The 16,278-nt window shown below is 72.2% G+C and carries 15 protein-coding genes; 5 read left to right on the top strand and 10 right to left on the bottom strand.

Features of this window, described 5'->3' with window-relative positions:
- Nucleotides 1–137: 137 nt before the first annotated feature.
- The 9 genes from ACFWP3_RS20715 to ACFWP3_RS20675 all read right to left on the bottom strand — a co-directional run bounded on the left by ACFWP3_RS20715 (nucleotide 138) and on the right by ACFWP3_RS20675 (nucleotide 12,511).
- Nucleotides 138–848, bottom strand: a complete 711-nt coding sequence (locus ACFWP3_RS20715) for a DUF4360 domain-containing protein (protein ID WP_384223024.1) — start codon at nucleotides 846–848, stop codon at nucleotides 138–140.
- 50 nt (nucleotides 849–898) lie between these two features.
- The gene (locus tag ACFWP3_RS20710; protein WP_384223021.1) at nucleotides 899–1,555 is read right to left on the bottom strand and encodes a DUF4360 domain-containing protein; all 657 of its coding nucleotides are present in this window, start codon (nucleotides 1,553–1,555) and stop codon (nucleotides 899–901) included.
- Nucleotides 1,556–2,178: 623 nt separating this feature from the next.
- Entirely contained in the window at nucleotides 2,179–2,574 is a 396-nt protein-coding gene (locus ACFWP3_RS20705) for a hypothetical protein (protein WP_384223018.1), read from the bottom strand.
- The gene (locus ACFWP3_RS20700) at nucleotides 2,567–3,430 is read right to left on the bottom strand and encodes a heavy metal-binding domain-containing protein (RefSeq protein ID WP_384223016.1); all 864 of its coding nucleotides are present in this window, start codon (nucleotides 3,428–3,430) and stop codon (nucleotides 2,567–2,569) included. The genes ACFWP3_RS20705 and ACFWP3_RS20700 overlap by 8 nt, the downstream gene beginning before the upstream one ends.
- A gap of 1 nt (nucleotide 3,431) precedes the next feature.
- Nucleotides 3,432–4,283 (bottom strand): heavy metal-binding domain-containing protein, encoded by an 852-nt coding sequence (locus ACFWP3_RS20695; RefSeq protein WP_384223014.1) that lies wholly within the window; start codon nucleotides 4,281–4,283, stop codon nucleotides 3,432–3,434.
- Between the two features lie 101 nt (nucleotides 4,284–4,384).
- Complete coding sequence (locus ACFWP3_RS20690) at nucleotides 4,385–5,437, bottom strand: serine hydrolase domain-containing protein (RefSeq protein WP_384223011.1); 1,053 nt, start codon at nucleotides 5,435–5,437, stop codon at nucleotides 4,385–4,387.
- Nucleotides 5,438–5,523: 86 nt separating this feature from the next.
- On the bottom strand, nucleotides 5,524–7,947 hold the full coding sequence (locus ACFWP3_RS20685) for a SpoIIE family protein phosphatase (protein WP_384223008.1): 2,424 nt from the start codon (nucleotides 7,945–7,947) through the stop codon (nucleotides 5,524–5,526).
- Nucleotides 7,944–11,966 (bottom strand): HAMP domain-containing protein, encoded by a 4,023-nt coding sequence (locus ACFWP3_RS20680; protein ID WP_384223005.1) that lies wholly within the window; start codon nucleotides 11,964–11,966, stop codon nucleotides 7,944–7,946. The genes ACFWP3_RS20685 and ACFWP3_RS20680 overlap by 4 nt, the downstream gene beginning before the upstream one ends.
- 197 nt (nucleotides 11,967–12,163) lie before the next feature.
- A complete protein-coding gene (locus tag ACFWP3_RS20675) occupies nucleotides 12,164–12,511 on the bottom strand; it encodes an STAS domain-containing protein (protein ID WP_384223003.1) in 348 nt (115 codons plus the stop codon).
- 216 nt (nucleotides 12,512–12,727) lie between these two features.
- Between ACFWP3_RS20675 and ACFWP3_RS20670 the strand changes: the two genes are divergently transcribed.
- The 5 genes from ACFWP3_RS20670 (at nucleotide 12,728) to ACFWP3_RS20650 (ending at nucleotide 15,872) form a co-directional block, all read left to right on the top strand.
- Entirely contained in the window at nucleotides 12,728–13,627 is a 900-nt protein-coding gene (locus ACFWP3_RS20670) for a SigB/SigF/SigG family RNA polymerase sigma factor (RefSeq protein ID WP_384223000.1), read from the top strand.
- An 8-nt stretch (nucleotides 13,628–13,635) separates the two neighbouring features.
- Nucleotides 13,636–14,070: an STAS domain-containing protein gene (locus ACFWP3_RS20665; protein WP_384222998.1), complete on the top strand. Its 435-nt coding sequence runs from the start codon at nucleotides 13,636–13,638 to the stop codon at nucleotides 14,068–14,070.
- Nucleotides 14,067–15,014 carry an anti-sigma factor RsbA family regulatory protein gene (locus ACFWP3_RS20660; RefSeq protein WP_384222995.1) on the top strand — a complete coding sequence of 316 codons (948 nt, stop codon included), beginning with the start codon at nucleotides 14,067–14,069 and terminating at the stop codon, nucleotides 15,012–15,014. The genes ACFWP3_RS20665 and ACFWP3_RS20660 overlap by 4 nt, the downstream gene beginning before the upstream one ends.
- Nucleotides 15,015–15,172: 158 nt before the next feature.
- A complete protein-coding gene (locus ACFWP3_RS20655) occupies nucleotides 15,173–15,637 on the top strand; it encodes an ATP-binding protein (RefSeq protein ID WP_384222993.1) in 465 nt (154 codons plus the stop codon).
- A 112-nt stretch (nucleotides 15,638–15,749) separates the two neighbouring features.
- Nucleotides 15,750–15,872, top strand: a complete 123-nt coding sequence (locus ACFWP3_RS20650) for a hypothetical protein (protein WP_384222990.1) — start codon at nucleotides 15,750–15,752, stop codon at nucleotides 15,870–15,872.
- Between the two features lie 51 nt (nucleotides 15,873–15,923).
- Here the strand turns inward: ACFWP3_RS20650 and ACFWP3_RS20645 are convergent, their stop codons facing one another.
- Nucleotides 15,924–16,277 carry a UBP-type zinc finger domain-containing protein gene (locus tag ACFWP3_RS20645; RefSeq protein ID WP_384222987.1) on the bottom strand — a complete coding sequence of 118 codons (354 nt, stop codon included), beginning with the start codon at nucleotides 16,275–16,277 and terminating at the stop codon, nucleotides 15,924–15,926.
- Nucleotide 16,278: the final 1 nt, after the last annotated feature.

The following is a 16,278-nucleotide window of genomic DNA, read 5'->3' as shown; positions in this document are numbered from 1 at the left end:
GCTCTCTGGCGCCCGGGGTGTTTGCGGTTGGGCGGTATGGTTTTTATTTTTGCTCCCGGGGGGCTCGTTGGGGGGGGGGCCGGGGGGGGGGGCCGGGACCTGTCCGGTCCCGGCCCGCACCCCGGCCTCCTTCGACGCTACCCCTTCTTCGGGTTCGGGCACACCTGCCAGGCGAGGTGGTAGAGGGTGTTGACGCTGGCGTCGGTGGAGTCCATGGCCATGAAGCTCGTGGCAGTCTGCGGGTTGGACGTACCCGCGTTCACCCGCAGTTCCGTATTGATGTTGAAATTGCGTTTTTCACCGCACGGGGCCCAGACCAGGTCGGCGAACTCCGTCCTGTCGCTCGTCTGCCAGTTGTCGTTGAGCGGGCCGTTGAACGTGTGGGTCCGCTGGGATGTCTGCGGCATTCCCTGGAAGTAGTAGTTGGCCCTTTCCTGGCCCCACGCGCCGGGCTGGAGGAATGCGAATCCGCGGTAATCGGCCTGCACGATGGCGTAGGTGAAGCCGGAGGGCACGTGGACGCGGAGATTGAGCTGGCAGTTCTTGCGGAAGGCGGTGGGCGGGGCTCCGGGGCCGACCTGGGCGAGGTACTCGCTGTAGGTGACCGTGAAGGCGGTGTTGTCCGGGGCGACGGCCACTTCGGCGGTGCCTTCGCGGCAGCCGGAGCCGTTCACGGTGGCGAGTTCGATCACGATCTTGTCGGGCGGGGCGGTGATGGGCCCCGCGGCCACGGCGGGCGTCGACGCGGTGATCAGGGCCGCGGCCGCACCGCCGATGAGCAGGTGCCTGGTGCGGGTGCGGGTGCGGGTGCGCGCACGGGGGCGATGGCGGGACAGGGGATGAGACATCGTTGTCACTCCTAACTGTCGGGTCGGTCGGGGTTACGGCGCCCGCACACTCAGGCCGCGGGACATTCCCGCCACTCGAAGTGGTAGACGGTGCTGACGCTGCCGTCCGTCGAGTCCATGCTCATGAAGTTCAGTGCCTGCGGGTTCGACGTGCCCCCGTAGACCCGCAGTTCGGTGTTGACGTTGAGGTTGCGCTCCTCACCGCAGGGGGCCCAGACCAGGTCGGCGTAGTCGGTCTGGTCGCTGGCCTGCCAGTTGTCCGTGAAGGGGCCGTTGAACTGGTGGGTCGTACGGGCCGTCTGCGCGGAGCCCTGGAAGTAGTAGTTCGCGCGCTCCTGGCCGTAGGCGCCGCGCTGGAGGTGGGCGAAGCCGCGGTAGTCCGCGCGGGCGATGGCGTACGTGAACCCCTGGGGCACGTGGATGCGCAGGGCCAGCTGGCAGTTCTTGCGGAACTCGGTGCCGCCGGAGCCGGCTCCCGTCTGCGCGAGGTAGTTGCTGTAGGTGACGGTGAAGGCCGTGTTGTCCGAAGCGGCGGCGACCTCCGCGGTCCCCTGGGGGCAGCCCGAGCCGTTGACCCCGACCACCTCGACCGTAATGCGGCCGGGCGGCGGGATGTGCGGGGATTCGGTGTGGGCGGCCTGCACGGGGGCGGCCATGACCGACAGCACCGCGATCGCGGCACCGACGGCAATTCTGCGGAACGGCATTTCCGGTTCTCCATTCGTGCGGACGGGCACGGAATTGGATGTGGACATGGACATGCCATCACGCCGGCACCGGGGCGGCTAGGACGCAATACGGTCAATGGGCGCCGGCCGCATTCCCCGACGCACCCCCTGGCCGGATATCACGATCCCCGCGCCCCGCCGCGCGCCCCCCATCAGCCCTGCCGCACTCCCCGGCCGGACGGAGCATCCGGCGGCGGACCGGACGATGTCCGGTTTCCCCATCCCCGCCCCGCCCCCGCTCGGCCCCGCCCGGGCCGGCTCGTGCTCAGCACGAGGTCAGGAAGTGCGCTTCAGGGTCCAGGTGTTGGGATTGAAGCTGGGCACTGCGGAGTAGCGACAGCGGAGGCGGGGCTCGCGGTGACCGCGAGGGCGGTGACGGCCATGGTGGCCAGCGCGGCCGCGTAACGGGTGCGGATCACGGTACGTTCCTCCCGGCGCGCTGGGATCTCCGCCGACCGTCGGCGGGCCGTGCCAGGCGCCGCGTCATTGCCATCCGACAAGATCAGGCTGCGGACAGTAACCTATTGGGCACAACTCCCCGGCGGTTTATCGCCGTTGCCGATGCTTGGCACGATTTCCGCACGCCGCGGCGGAGGGAGGGGTCAGGCCAGGAAGCGCTCGACGCCCTCGCGGGCCCGGGCGTTGGAGGCCGCGGCCTCCGCCAGGGACCGGGCCAGGGCCCCGATCCACTCGTCCAGGCCCACCGGGCGCCGCGAGAGCACGATGCCCCGCACCTCGTGGCAGATCTCCCCGGCCACCACCCGGCCCCGGTCCACCCGCAGCGAGAGCCGCTGCTCCCCGAACGCGACGTCCAGTTCGGCGACCGAACCCTCGCGCCCGGACACCCGTTCCGCGACGGACCGCCTGCGCTTGACCCGTACGGCGCCCGGCGGCAGCAGGTCGGCCAGGTTCGCCGACAGCACCTGGGCGTAGAGGTTCAGGTCGGCGCTGTCCCTGCGCAGTGCCGCGGCCAGCAGCTCCACGTCCATCTCAGCCATCGAGGCTCACCACCATGGTCGGCCGGTCGATGACGTGGTCGTCACGCAGCGGGCGCACCGCCGTCCCGATGGCGAAGAACTCGGTCGTGTGCGCACCCCAGTTGTGCGAGTGCTGCCTCAGCCGGACGGCCACGATCCCCTCGGCCTCCAGGGCCTGCCCCTCCGCCTGCATCCGGCTCATCGCGAGCTCGCGGGCATCGTAGAGGGCCTGCGTGAACGGCTCGATCTCCACGTTGCGGCCGCCGGTGCTCAGCACCTGGGCGAAGCGCTGGTGCGCCACGTGGTAGACACACGACCCCATGACCAGGTCCAGCGGCGCGTATCCGGCCCGGATCAGCGTCCAGAACTCCTGGCCGGACAGGTCCGAGGTGAACGGCTTGCCCTTGTTGTTGAGCCAGGTCCCGCCCGGTCCCGGGTCCGCGCCGTCCGCCTTCACCGCCGTGCCGACCGCGATGAACTCGGCGATGTCCGAGCCGAACTCCTTGAACTCGATGTCCAGCCGCACCCCCACGATCCCGTCCGCCCCCAGGGCGCTCGCCTCCGCCTCCATCCGGCTCATCGCCAGCTCGCGGGCGTGGTACATGGCCTGGGTCAGCTTGGTCAGCTCCTGGTTCTTCGACCACCGGCCGAGCTGGATGCCCACGTGGTAGACCGAGGAGCCGAGGACCAGCCCGAGCGGGCGGAAGCCGGCCTCGCGCACCAGCAGGAACTCGTTCACCGTCAGGTCCGAGGTGAAGAACGAGCCCTTCTCCCCCGGCTGGAGCTGCGCCAGCCTCCGCATCGCATCCTCGGGCACGCCCTCCGCGGTCGGCCGTGCGGCCGCCCCGGCCCGTTCCCGCCCCGTTCCTTCGGTCATGTCAGTGCTCGCGTTCCAGTCTCATGATGGTCAGTGGCCTGGGCCCGGCGGGCCGCTCGGAGCGGCCGAACCGGGCGAGGGAGGTGCCGATGAGGACCGCCTCCGCGCTGTGGTCGCGCGAGTAGCCGTACGCGTCGCACTCGGTCTCGGACACGCTCAACTCCATCTCGTCGACCACCACCCCGTCTCCGCCGTGCTTCGCGGCATCGAGGGACAGCTGCTTGCGCGCGTCCTGGCGGACCCGGTCGATCAAGTGGGTGTATCCGTCGACCTCCTGGTTCCCCGCGGTCCAGCGGGTCCGGCGGGAGGTGCGCCAGTCGTCGTGCCGGGTCGCGAGGGCGATGCCGAAGGCGAGTCCGGTGGGGACCCATCCGGCGGACAGCAGCGCGGCGAAGTCCCGGCCGCTCAGGTGCGAGGTGAACGGCACCCGCGGCCGGATGCGCGAACGGGCCCGGACCGCGGTGCCCAGCACGGTGAACTCCACACCGCCCGCAGAGAATTCACCGATCCGCAGGTGCACTCCGACGATCCCGTCGCCGCCGAGCGCACGGCACTCGTCCACCGCACGGGCCAGCGCCAGTCTGCGCGCCCCGTACATCGCCCGCACCATCTGCACGTTGGCCGACGGCGGCACCCACCTCGACGGGGCCGCCTGGGTGACGCCCGTCGACCACGCGCCCGGGCAGCCCCAGGTGCCGCTGTAGCCGACGTTGAAGACGGCCGTGCCGAGCACCTGCCCGACCGGATCGAACCCGACGGCCTGGACCGCCGCGAACTCGTCGGGAGACAAGGCCGAGTCCCAGGTGCGACCGGCGGCCTCCCCCGGCAGGCCGGCGCCTCGTCGGTGTGTCATCGACTCCCGTGCCATCGTCCCGTGCCATCGTGCTCTCGGCTCACGCGCGGATCGCCTCGCCCTCCGGCAGCGTATGTCATCGATGTGATCAACGAAACGGGTCAGGCCGGCTTGTCCGCGTACCGCGTCTGCAGGGTGCGCAGGAGGTCGAAGGCGGGGCGGTCCACCGGTCGCTGCGCGTTGCCGAGGGCGATGACGGCGACGCCCTTCTCCGGGTCGAAGCCCACGAAGGAGGAGAAGCCCCCGGTCCCGCCGTTGTGCCAGATCTGGAGGTGCGCGCCCTGCCGGGGGTGGAGGCGGTGGGCCATCCAGCCGAGGTGTACCCAGGCGAAGGGGCTCTTGCGGTGCTCGACCGAACGGCTCAGGCGGATCGCCTCGGCGAGCTCCGGGGGTCCGCCGTCGAGCTGGGCCCGTACGAAGGCCACCAGGTCGGTCGCGGTCGAGTGCAGGCCGCCCGCTCCGGCCAGGTCGGCGAGGTGCCACGGTGCGACGGGCCGCCCGCGCCCGCTGCGGCCCTGCGCGGAGCGTTCCGCGCGCCCGGCGTCCACGGTCACGAGGGTGTCGGCCATGCCCAAGGGGGCGCAGATCTCGCGGGTGATGAGGGCCTCGTACTCGGTGCCGGCCCGGCGGGCGAGGGCCAGGCCCAGCAGTCCGGCTCCGAGGTTGGAGTAGCGGAACCGTTTCCCCGGCGTGGCCCCCAGCCGGGTCCGGGCCAGTCCGGACAGCAGGGCCTCGGCCGTGCAGTCGGCGTACGGATCCGGCTTCGACGGGCGCAGCAGGGCCTGGAGCAGCATGCCCCGGGGCAGCCGCGGCAGGCCGGAGGTGTGGGTGGCCAGCTGCCGGAGGGTGATCGGGCTGCCGTCCCGGGTCGGTACGACGGTTCCGTCGGGCAGCAGATCGGCGAGCGGCTCGTCCAGGCCCACCGTGCCGGCGGACGCCAGGCGCGCCAGGGCCAGGGCGGTGAACGGCTTGGTCACCGAACCGATCTCGAACAGGGTGTCGGGGCCGGGCGCGCCTCCTTGGGCCGCGCCGGTGAGTCCGGCGCCGCGGATCTCCACGGCGTCTTGCGCCAGCGCGGCCACCACCACGCCGACGTGCTTCCCGGCCAGGCGGTCCGCGGTCTCCTGGGCGAGCGTTGCGAGTTCTTGTGCCATGACGGAATCATGGCGGCCGCGGGCTCACAACCGGTGCGCCCTGATGATGATTTCCGGCGGGCGGACCTCCGACCTGAGCGGTACGGTCAGCCCACCTGGATGCCGATCACGCACGTGTCGTCGTCGGTGTCGGAGCGGCTCTCGGCGAGGAGGCGGTCCAGCTGCCCGTCCAGGTCTCCGGCTCCGGCGCCCGCCGCGTGCAGGAGATGGCGCAGCGAGTCCTGTACCGAGGAGTCCCGCCGTTCCACGAGGCCGTCCGTGAACATCAGCAGGGTGTCGTCCGGTTCGAGCCGTACTTCCCGCTCGACGTACGTGACATCGGGCAGGGCTCCGAGGAGCAGGCCCTCGATGAGGGGGAAGGCGTCGGCCTCGCCGCCGCGGACGAGTACGGGCGGCAGGTGGCCCGCGCGCGCCCAGCGCATCACCCTGGTGCGCGGGTCGAAGAGGCCGCAGACGGCGGTGGCCGTCACGTGCTTGGCCAGGTTGTGGGTGACCGTGTTCAGCCAGGACAGCAACTGGGCGGGGCCCGCGCCGGTCACGGCGAGGCCGCGCAGGGCGTTGCGCAGGACGACCATGCCGGTGGCCGCCTCGATGCCGTGTCCGGCGACGTCGCCCACGGACAGCATGATCAGTCCGGAGGGCAGCACCACGGTGTCGTACCAGTCGCCGCCGACGAGCGACTCGGTCTCCGCGGGCCGGTAGCGGACGGCGACCCGCAGCCCGGGGGCCTCGATAGCGGGTGGCGTGGGGGGCATGATGGCGTGCTGGAGCTGGAGGGCGAGCCGGTTGCGTTCGGCGGACTCGGCCTCGGTGTGGGCGAGCTGGTCCCGGGTCGCGGCCAGGGCGACCTCGGTCCAGTGCTGGGCGGAGATGTCCTGGTAGGCGCCGCGCACGGCGTACAGCTGCTGGTCCGCGTCGAGGACGGGCTCGGCGACGACCCGGATGTGGCGGGTGATTCCGTCGGGCCGCTGGAGGCGGAAGTTGACGGAGGCGGGGCGGCGGTGGCGGAGCACCGCCCGCAGGAAGGCGCCGAGGGCGGCGGAGTCGTCGGGGTGGGCGTAGCCGGGCAGTTCGTGCAGCCGTACGGGGGGTGCGGTGGCGGGGAGTCCGTGCAGGGCGTAGAGCTGGGCGTTCCAGGTGGTCTCCCCGGTGGCCAGGTTCTCCTCGAAACCGCCGATCCGGCCCAGGCGCTGGGCGTGCTGGAGGATGTTGGCCAGCCGGGCGGTCTCGTCCTCGATCCGCCAGATCAGCAGGACGGCGGCGCCGTGGCGGCTGACGCTGATGTCGGCGACCGAGGTGAGCGGGATCTGGTCGACGAGCGCGGTCAGGCTCATGCGTTCGGCCCGGAAGGGCTCGCCCGTCGCGTGGACGCGCTCGATGATGTCGAACAGCCCGCTCTCGCCGGCGGCCATCGGGTAGGCCTCCAGGAGCAGGGCGCCGTTGACGTCGCCGCGCGGCCGTCCCAGCGGGTCGACGAACCGGCTGCCGGCGTGCCGGATCCGGAAGTCGCCGAGCCGGCCCTCGGGGTCGAGGACCGGGGTGAGCACCACGGCGGGGTCCTGGAGTCCCTCGGCGAGGTCGATGAGTTCCGCGACGTCGGGGAGCACCGCCTCGGTGGCCGTGAGGTCGCGCGGCGGCGAGGCGTCCATGGTGCGCGCGCACAGGTCGGCGAGGGCCTCGACCTGGCGCTCGATCTGCGGCGGCTGTGGTGCCAGGGGCTCTGGCCAGCAGATTTCGAGCACCCCGTGGATCCGTCCGCCCGTTCCCGTGGGTACGGCCATCCGTCCGCCGCCGGGCCACTGGAGGTGGCCGATCGAGGGCAGCCGTTCGCGTTCGAGGCTGGCGAGGGTGACCAGCCGCCGCTGGGTCAGGGCCCGGCGGGCGACGGTGGAGACGCCCGGGGGTACGTGGCGCCAGCGGGCGGCCTCTCCGGGGCGGAATCCGGCGTGGCCGGCGAGGGCCAGCGAGCCGTCGGGCACCGCGGTCCACACGGCGACGGCGACCGCTCCCAGCGGGCCCAGCGCGTTCGTCAGGAGGGACTCGGCCACCGCCTGGGTGTCGGCGGCGGCGGCGAGTATCCCGCTCTCGGCGGTGCGCAGCCGGACCGACACCGCGGAGTGCCGTTCGGGCGGGGCGTCGGCCGTGCCGGTGCGCTCGACGAACTCGGCGGCGATCTCGCTGACGTGGTCGCGGGACGCCTGGTTGACGATGTCGGCGGCGAGTTCGAGGGGGGACATCCCGCTGTCGCGGCACAGCAGGTCGAGCTGCCGTGCCGCGGCGGCCGGGGTGCAGTGCAGTTGCCCGATCAGGATGCCCTTGGCCAGTTCGACCAGGGCCCGTCCGTCGGCGGCAGCCTGGGCCTCCAGCACCTCGCGGCGCAGCCGTTCGACGGTGGCGACGAGGCGTCCCAGCGGGGTCGGGGCCTGGTGCGGGATGGCGGGCGCGGGCAGGCCGGGGACGGGCGTCTGCAGCGGAACGGCCTCCTCGTGCCGTTGCGTGTCCCCGATCATCGGGTGAGCCAGTGCCGGACGCGGGCGATGAGGTCGTCGGCGTCCACCGGCTTGGTGACGTAGTCGCTGGCGCCCGCGGCGAGGCTCTTCTCCCGGTCGCCGGGCATCGCCTTGGCGGTGACCGCGATGATGGGCAGGCCTTCGTACGCCGGCATCCGCCGGATCTCGGCGGTGGCCGCGTAGCCGTCGAGTTCGGGCATCATCACGTCCATCAGGATCAGGTCGACGCCGGCGTTGTGGGTGAGGGCGTCGATGCCCTTGCGGCCGTCCTCGGCGTGGAGCACGCGCATGCCGTGCAGTTCCAGGACCCCGCTGAGGGCGAAGAGGTTGCGTGCGTCGTCGTCGACGACGAGGACGGTGCGTCCGGCGAGGTCGCCGTCGAGCACGTGCGCGGCCTGCTGGCGGTGCGTGACCCCGGAGACCGGGGGCAGTACGTCACCCGGCTGCTCGGCGGACAGGTGGAGCGCGATGCGTTCTCGCAGCTCGTCGAGGCTGGAGAGCAGTTCCACGTGCCGTGACGCGGACCGCTGCCGCAGGGCGTCCTCCTGGCCGGTCCTGATCCGGGGGTTGTTGTGGGCGAGGACGGGGAGCGAGGACAGGGCCGGGTCCCCGTCGAGGGCGTCGAGGAAGTGCAGCGCTTCGCCGTCGGGCATGTCCAGTTCGAGGACGACGCAGTGGAAGGGGTCCGATGCCAGGGCGGCGGCGGCTTCCCGCGAGCTCGTGGCGTTGACCACCTGGATGCCCCCGCGCTCCCCCGTCACCTCGTGGCGGGGGGCGAAGTCCCGGGCGGCGCTCTCGGCGACGAGGGAGAGCAGCCCGTTGGGGCGTTCCTCGATCACGAGCAGGCGGCGGGCCCGGCGCTGGGCGGGCAGGACGGGCGCGTCCGGGCGGCCCGGTCCGGCCGCGGCCGAGGCGGCGCCGCCGGGGAGCGCGGCGGGAGCGTCGGTGCGCGGGGCGGCGTCCTCGTAGTCCGCGCGGCTGACCGGCAGGTAGAGGGTGAAGGTGCTGCCCTGGCCGGGTGTGCTCTGCGCGACGACGGCCCCGCCGAGGAGCTGGGCGATCTCGCGGCTGATGGAGAGCCCCAGGCCGGTGCCGCCGTACTTGCGGCTGGTGGTGCCGTCGGCCTGCTGGAAGGCTCCGAAGACGGACTCCAGCTGCTGTTCGGGGATGCCGATGCCGGTGTCCCGTACCCGGAAGGCCAGCAGGGGCCCGCGCCGGGGCAGCCCGGCGGGGATCTCGGAGTCCGCCGCCGGTTCGATGCGGAGCTCGACGCCGCCGCGTTCGGTGAACTTGACGGCGTTGGACAGCAGGTTGCGCAGGATCTGGCGCAGCCGCGAGTCGTCGGTGAGCAGGTCGTCGGGGGCGCCGGGGGCGGTGGTGACGGTGAAGTCGAGGCTCTTCTGGGTGGTCATCGGCCGGAACGTGGCGTCCACGTACTCGAGCAGCTGGGGCAGGTGCACCCGCTCGGGGTTGATGTCCATCTTCCCGGCCTCGACCTTCGACAGGTCGAGGATGTCGTTGATCAGCTGGAGCAGGTCCGAGCCGGCCGAGTGGATGATGCCCGCGTACTCGACCTGCTTGGGGGTGAGGTTGCGGGCGGGGTTCTGGGCGAGCAGCTGGGCGAGGATGAGGAGGCTGTTGAGCGGGGTGCGCAGCTCGTGGCTCATGTTGGCCAGGAACTCGGACTTGTAGGTGGAGGCCAGCGACAGCTGCTGTGCGCGGGTCTCCAGTTCCTGCCGGGCCTGCTCGATCTCCAGGTTCTTGGCCTCGATGTCGCTGTTCTGGCTGGCGAGGAGCGCGGCCTTCTCCTCCAGCTCGGCGTTGGAGCGCTGGAGTTCCTCCTGCTGGACCTGGAGCTCCTCCGAGCGCGCCTGGAGTTCGCCGGTCAACCGCTGGGACTCGCCGAGGAGTTCGTCGGTCCGGGCGTTGGCGACGATGGTGTTGACGTTGGCTCCGATGGTCTCCATCAACTGGGCCAGGAAGTCGCGGTGTACGGGGGTGAAGGCGCTGAAGGAGGCGAGTTCGATGACTCCGAGGACCTGGTCGTCGACCACGATGGGCAGGATGATCAGGCTGCCGGGGGTGGTGTGGCCCAGGCCGGAGGAGATGACGTAGTCGCCGGGGACCTGGTCGGTGGCGATGATCCGGTGGCTGCGGGCGGCCTGCCCGACGAGGGACTCGCCGAGGGCGAACGTGGTGCCCACCGCGGCGTCCGCGGGACGGCCGTAGGAGCCGACGAGGGTGAGCACGGTGCCGCCGGGGCGGTCCTCGGCGAGGTAGAAGGCGCCGTACTGGGCGGCGACGAGCGGCGTCAGTTCGTCCATGACGAGTTCGGCGACGGCGGCGAGGTCCCGGTGGCCCTGCATCAGGCCCGAGATGCGGGCCAGGTTGGACTTGAGCCAGTCCTGCTCCTGGTTGGCCCGGGTGCTCTCGCGCAGCGAGCCGACCATGGAGTTGATGTTGTCCTTGAGTTCGGCGACCTCGCCCGAGGCGTCGACGGTGATCGAGCGGGTCAGGTCGCCCTCGGCGACCGCGCTGGCGACCTCGGCGATGGCCCGGACCTGGCGGGTCAGGTTGCCGGCCAGCTCGTTGACGTTCTCGGTGAGGCGCTTCCAGGTGCCGGAGACGCCCTCGACCTCGGCCTGGCCGCCGAGCCGGCCCTCGCTGCCGACCTCGCGGGCGACGCGGGTGACCTCGGCGGCGAAGGCGGAGAGCTGGTCGACCATCGTGTTGATGGTGGTCTTCAGCTCCAGGATCTCCCCGCGGGCGTCCACGTCGATCTTCTTGGACAGGTCGCCGTTGGCGACGGCCGTCGTGACGAGGGCGATGTTGCGGACCTGGCCCGTGAGGTTGTTCGCCATGGAGTTGACGTTGTCGGTGAGGTCCTTCCAGGTGCCCGCCACGTTGGGAACCTGCGCCTGGCCGCCGAGCCGGCCCTCGGTGCCGACCTCGCGGGCCACGCGGGTCACCTCGTCGGCGAACGCGGACAGCGTGTCGACCATGGTGTTGATGACCCCGGCCAGCGCGGCGACCTCGCCCTTCGCCTCCACCATGATCTTCTGCGAGAGGTCGCCGCGGGCCACGGCGGTGGCCACCTGGGCGATGGAGCGCACCTGGCCGGTCAGGTTGGAGGCCATGACGTTGACGTTGTCGGTGAGGTCCTTCCAGGTGCCGGAGACCCCCCGTACGGTGGCCTGGCCGCCCAGGTTGCCCTCGGTGCCCACCTCGCGGGCCACGCGGGTGACCTCGTCGGCGAACGCGGACAGCTGGTCGACCATCGTGTTGATGGTCTCCTTCAGCTCCAGGATCTCCCCGCGGGCGTCCACCCGGATCTTCTGCGTCAGATCGCCTTGGGCCACGGCGGTGGTGACCTCGGCGATCGAACGCACCTGGGCGGTCAGGTTGTCGGCCATGACGTTGACCGATTCCGTCAGGTCCTTCCACGTGCCGGAGACGCCCTTGACGTCTGCCTGGCCGCCCAGTCTGCCCTCGGTGCCCACCTCGCGGGCCACCCGCGTGACCTCCCCGGCGAATCCGGAGAGCTGGTCGACCATCGTGTTGATGGTCTCCTTCAGCTCCAGGATCTCCCCGCGCGCGGTGACCGTGATCTTCTGCGAGAGGTCGCCCTTGGCCACGGCGGTCGCGACCTGCGCGATCGAGCGCACCTGGGCCGTGAGGTTTCCGGCCATGAAGTTGACCGAATCCGTGAGGTCCAGCCAGGCGCCGCCGACTCCCGGTACGTCGGCCTGGCCGCCGAGCGTTCCCTCGGTGCCGACCTCCCGGGCCACCCGCGTCACCTCGGAGGTGAACAGCGACAGCTGGTCGGCCATCCCGTTGAACACGGTGGCGATCTCGCCGAGCAGCCCGTCGGCCGTGTCCGGCAGCCGGGTACGGAAATCCCCGTCCCGCACGGCCGTCAGGCCGGCCAGCAGCAGGCGCAGCTCCGATTCGCCGATCCCGCCCTCGCCCGGAAGCGCCGCCGACCTCCTCGGCGACTCCGTGCCCGTCCGCTCAGCCATCCGCCAACCTCACTCTAGACGCACCGGATCCGTGGCCCGGCCGCAGATTCCGCTTTCGCGGCACAGCCGGGCCGATGAAGGCTAACGCCGCCGAACGGACCTTAAGGCACCGCGATCACTCCGAAGCCCTGCTCGCACACAGTCGTACGCGGGCTCCCGGGTGCGCGAGCGAGCGCCGGGCGGCCGGATCGGCGGCGTCACGACCCGGCGAGGGCGCCTTCGACGCTCGGGTACAGGGAGAGGACGGTATCGGCGCCGGTGAGGGCGAAGAGGCGGCTCAGCTGCTCGCCGGGGGCCGCGATGCGCAGCGTGGTGAGCTGGTGCATCCGCAGCAGCAGGTTCAGGAACGACGAGTCGCCGAAGGTGATGGATCCGGCGTCCAGCACCACCACCAGGTGCCCGTCCGCCGCCGAGACGAGCGCCTCCTCGAGCGGGCCGAGCGTGTCCTGGTCGAGCTCGCCGCGGGCGGCCACCACCCATCCGGCCCCGGCCGGGTAGCTCTCGCCGACCACGCCATGGTGGTACGCGTCCTGTGCTCCGGTCATGTCCGCCTCCCCGGCTCGTCGCCTCTACGTCCTCCGCAAGGGAGTATGCCTGTTGATGGATCCGGCGAGGACGCCCGGTCCCGTGGCCGGACCCACACGAGAAAGTACGAAGAAGACCGTGTAGGACCGCGGGATCCGGGCACAAGCGCCCGAGCAGCCATCAGTCAATCGGGAGGGAACGGCCACATGACTCGCTCGGCCACCGCCGTAAGCCCCATGCCTGCTCGCCACGCGCAGATGCCGCCCGCTCCGAACACCGCCGCCGCTGGAGCCCCGACGCAGGACGTGGACCTGCTCCGGGTGGAGAACCCCCGCGAAATGGCGCCCACCGACGCGCGCGAGCTGTCGAAGATCTTCTTCGAACGGCTCCGCACCCTGGAAGAGGGCACGCACGAGTACCAGTACGCCCGCAACACGCTGATCGAGATGAACCTCTCCCTCGTGCAGTTCGCCGCGCGCCGGTTCCGCGCCCGTGCGCTGGGCGGGAGCCTGGACATGGACGACATCATCCAGGTGGGGACGATCGGCCTGATCAAGGCCATCGACCGCTTCGATCCCGAACGCGAGGTCGAGTTCTCCACGCTGGCGCTGCCGTACATCACCGGTGAGATCAAGCGTTTCTTCCGCGACACCACCTGGGCCGTGCACGTCCCGCGCCGTCTGCAGGAACTGCGTACCGAGCTGGCCAAGGCGCAGGAGGCCCTGACCGACGTCCTGGGCCGGGCCCCGACGGTCAAGGAGGTGGCCCAGCACCTCGAACTGACCGAGGAGCAGGTCATCGACGGGCTGGTCGCCGCGAACGGCTACACGAGCGGCTCCCTGGACACCAACGGCGGGGACGGCGACGAGCAGTCCGCGACGGGCCGGACGGCGCTGCCGCTGGCGGACCGGATCGGTGAGCTCGACCCCGCCATGGAACTCTTCGAGGAGTTCCACACGCTCGCTCCGCTGCTGGAGCAGCTGAGCGAACGCGACCGGCTGATCCTGCAGTTGCGCTTCGGCGAGGAGAAGACCCAGGCGGAGATCGGCGCCGCGCTCGGCATCTCGCAGATGCAGGTCTCGCGCCTGCTGTCCCGGACCCTGACCCGGCTGCGCGCCGGAATGCTCTCGGCTTAGGCAGCGGCATGCCCTCCCCCGGCCGGCCCGACCGGCCCGTCCCGACCGACGGTGTCCAGGCGCTCTACGACAGCGTGCTGTGGGCGGACGCGGTCGTGCGGTGTGCCCCCACGGGGGCGGGCACGGGCGCGGCGCCGACGCTGACCGCCCAGCCGTTGCGCGACCGTCCCGGCGCCCTGCTGAGCGGCAGCTGCGACCTGGACACCCGGCCGATCCTGTGCGCGGCGCTCGGCGTCGTCACGCGGATCCCCGGCCCGATCGTCCATCTCGACCTGTCCGCGGTGGCCTTCCTCGACGCCGCGTCGGTCGCCGCCCTGTTGCAGGCCTCCTCCACCGTGACCGGACAGGGGCGCCGCCTGCTGCTCCACGACCCGCCGTACTCGCTCCGCAAGATCGTGGCGATGTTCCCGGACGAATGTGCCGCGCTGGAGGTCGCAGCATGATCAAGCTTCCCGCGCCCGCCGGCCCCGGGGCCTTCGTCCACCCCGCGCTCTTCTACCGGGGTCAGGCGGAGTACCTGGCAGGGGTGGGAGGTTTCGTACGCGCCGCGCTGGCGGCCGACGAGCCGGTGCTCGTGGCCGTGCCCGGCCCGCGCCTGGACGTCCTGCGCGAGAGCCTCGGCGCGGACGCGGCCGAGGTCACCTGGACGGAGATGACGCGGCTGGGCCGCAATCCCGGCCGTATCCTGGCCGCCTTGCAGGACTTCGCCGACCGGCACCCGGATCGGCCCGCCCGCATCGTGGGCGAGCCCATCTGGCCCGGCCGCTCGCAGGCCGAGGTGCTGGAGGCCACGCGCCACGAGGCCCTGATCAACACGGCGTTCGCGGGCCGGCCGGCCACCATCCTGTGCCCGTACGACGTCGAGGGCCTGCCGGCCGCCGTGGTGTCCGATGCCCGGCGTACCCATCCCACGCTGATCGAGCAGGGCTCGGACCTGCCCAGCGCGGACTACGCCGACGCCCCCTCGGTCTGCGCCGACTGCGACCGCCCGCTGCCCGAACCCGAGGACGGCGCGCCCTGGCTCGCCTACGCCCACGGGGAGCTGGGCGAGGTCCGCGACCACGCCGAGGCCTGGGCCCGCGGCACGGCCCTGAGCGCGGCGCGCCGGGGCGACCTGATCCTCGCGCTGAGCGAGGCCGCCGCCAACTCCCTTTCCCACGGCGGCGGGAGGGGCGCGCTGCGGCTGTGGAGCACCGCCGCCGGGATCGTGGCCGAGATCCGCGACGGCGGACACCTGGCCGATCCGCTGGCGGGCCGCCGCCGGCCCTCCCTGACGTCGGTCAACGGCGGCCGCGGGCTGTGGATGATCCACCAGCTGTGCGACCTGGTCGAGACCCGCGCCTCGGACGGCGGCCTCACTCTGAGACTGCACATGGCAACGCCCTGAGGGCGACGCTCCCCTAGACTGTCGGGCACGCTCGATGTCCCGGGACCGGGGGGTACGGGTACGGACGGTGCGGAACACCGGCCGTGCGGAGACGGGCGGGAACCGCGACGGTCCTCGCGATCACATACCAGTGCCAACGGTGGGGGTGAGAGTTCACAGTGGAAACAATCGGAGCGGACACCAGCGATTCACTGCGCACCGGACCTTCCGTGGCGGGGCAGCGCCGTCGGCTCGCCCTGTCCGGCGTCCGGGGCCACGTGGCGAAGGGCCGCGACTTCACGCGGCAGGCCTTGCAGGACTGGGGCTGGGACCGGGAGGCGACCGCCGAGGACGTCCTGCTCGTCGTGTCCGAGCTGCTGACCAACGCCTCGCTGCACGCGGGTGGTTGCATCGAACTCGCGCTGACGGCCGGCGAGGTCCTGCGGATCGAGGTCTTCGACGGCACCACGGCGCCGCCCCGCCCGCACCCGGCCCCCCAGCGGGGCCTGCCGGGCGGGCACGGCCTGTACATCGTGGACCGCCTCTCGGACCGCTGGGGCACGATCACCGGCGAGAACGGCAAGGCCGTCTGGGCCGAGGTCGAGGCGTCCCGGCTGACCTCGGGCAGGTCCACGGGCCTGTGACCCGGCCGGGTCCGTCCGTCCCGTACGTCACCGCGGCCGTGCGATGCGGCCGGCCCGCGCCCTTGTCCCCGTACGGGCGCGTGATTGCGGCGGACGGGGGCAGGCGCGCGGTATGACCTCCAACGCGCTCAGCTCCCTGGCCCTGTCCCCGGCGCCCGGACCGGCCTGGTTCCACCTGGCCGTCATCGCCTTCGCCCTCCTCGTCCTGTTCCGCACCCTGGCCCGGCACCGGTAGGCCGCTGCGGTGCCGGGCCAGGCGCGCGGGCTGCCGGGGGCGGCGGGCCGGTCAGCGGTGCAGCTGCCGCGTCCAGTCCTGGGGCACCCGGTCGGCCGGTCCCGGCGCCGGCTGGTCCGCGGGGTGGTCGCGCGGCGGCGTCAGCTCGGGCCCGGACTCGTAGAGCTCGCCGCTGTCGTAGTTCCAGAACCACTCCTCGCCCGGTTCGAAGCTCTGCACCAGGGGATGGCCGGTGGCCTTCCAGTGGGCGGTGGCGTGCTGGGCGGGGGACGAGTCGCAGCAGCCGACGTGGCCGCACTGGGCGCAGCGGCGCAGGTGGAACCACCAGCCGCCCACCGCGTCGCAGTCGCCGCAGCCCGGGCCGGTGGGCGCGGCGCTCGGGTCGATTCCGTTGATGTCGGTCATA

The organism is Streptomyces sp. NPDC058525 (genome assembly GCF_042719495.1).
Lineage (GTDB): Bacteria > Actinomycetota > Actinomycetes > Streptomycetales > Streptomycetaceae > Streptomyces.
Note: the sequence above shows the minus strand (reverse complement) of the source record. Positions and strands in the feature narration are given on the sequence as shown.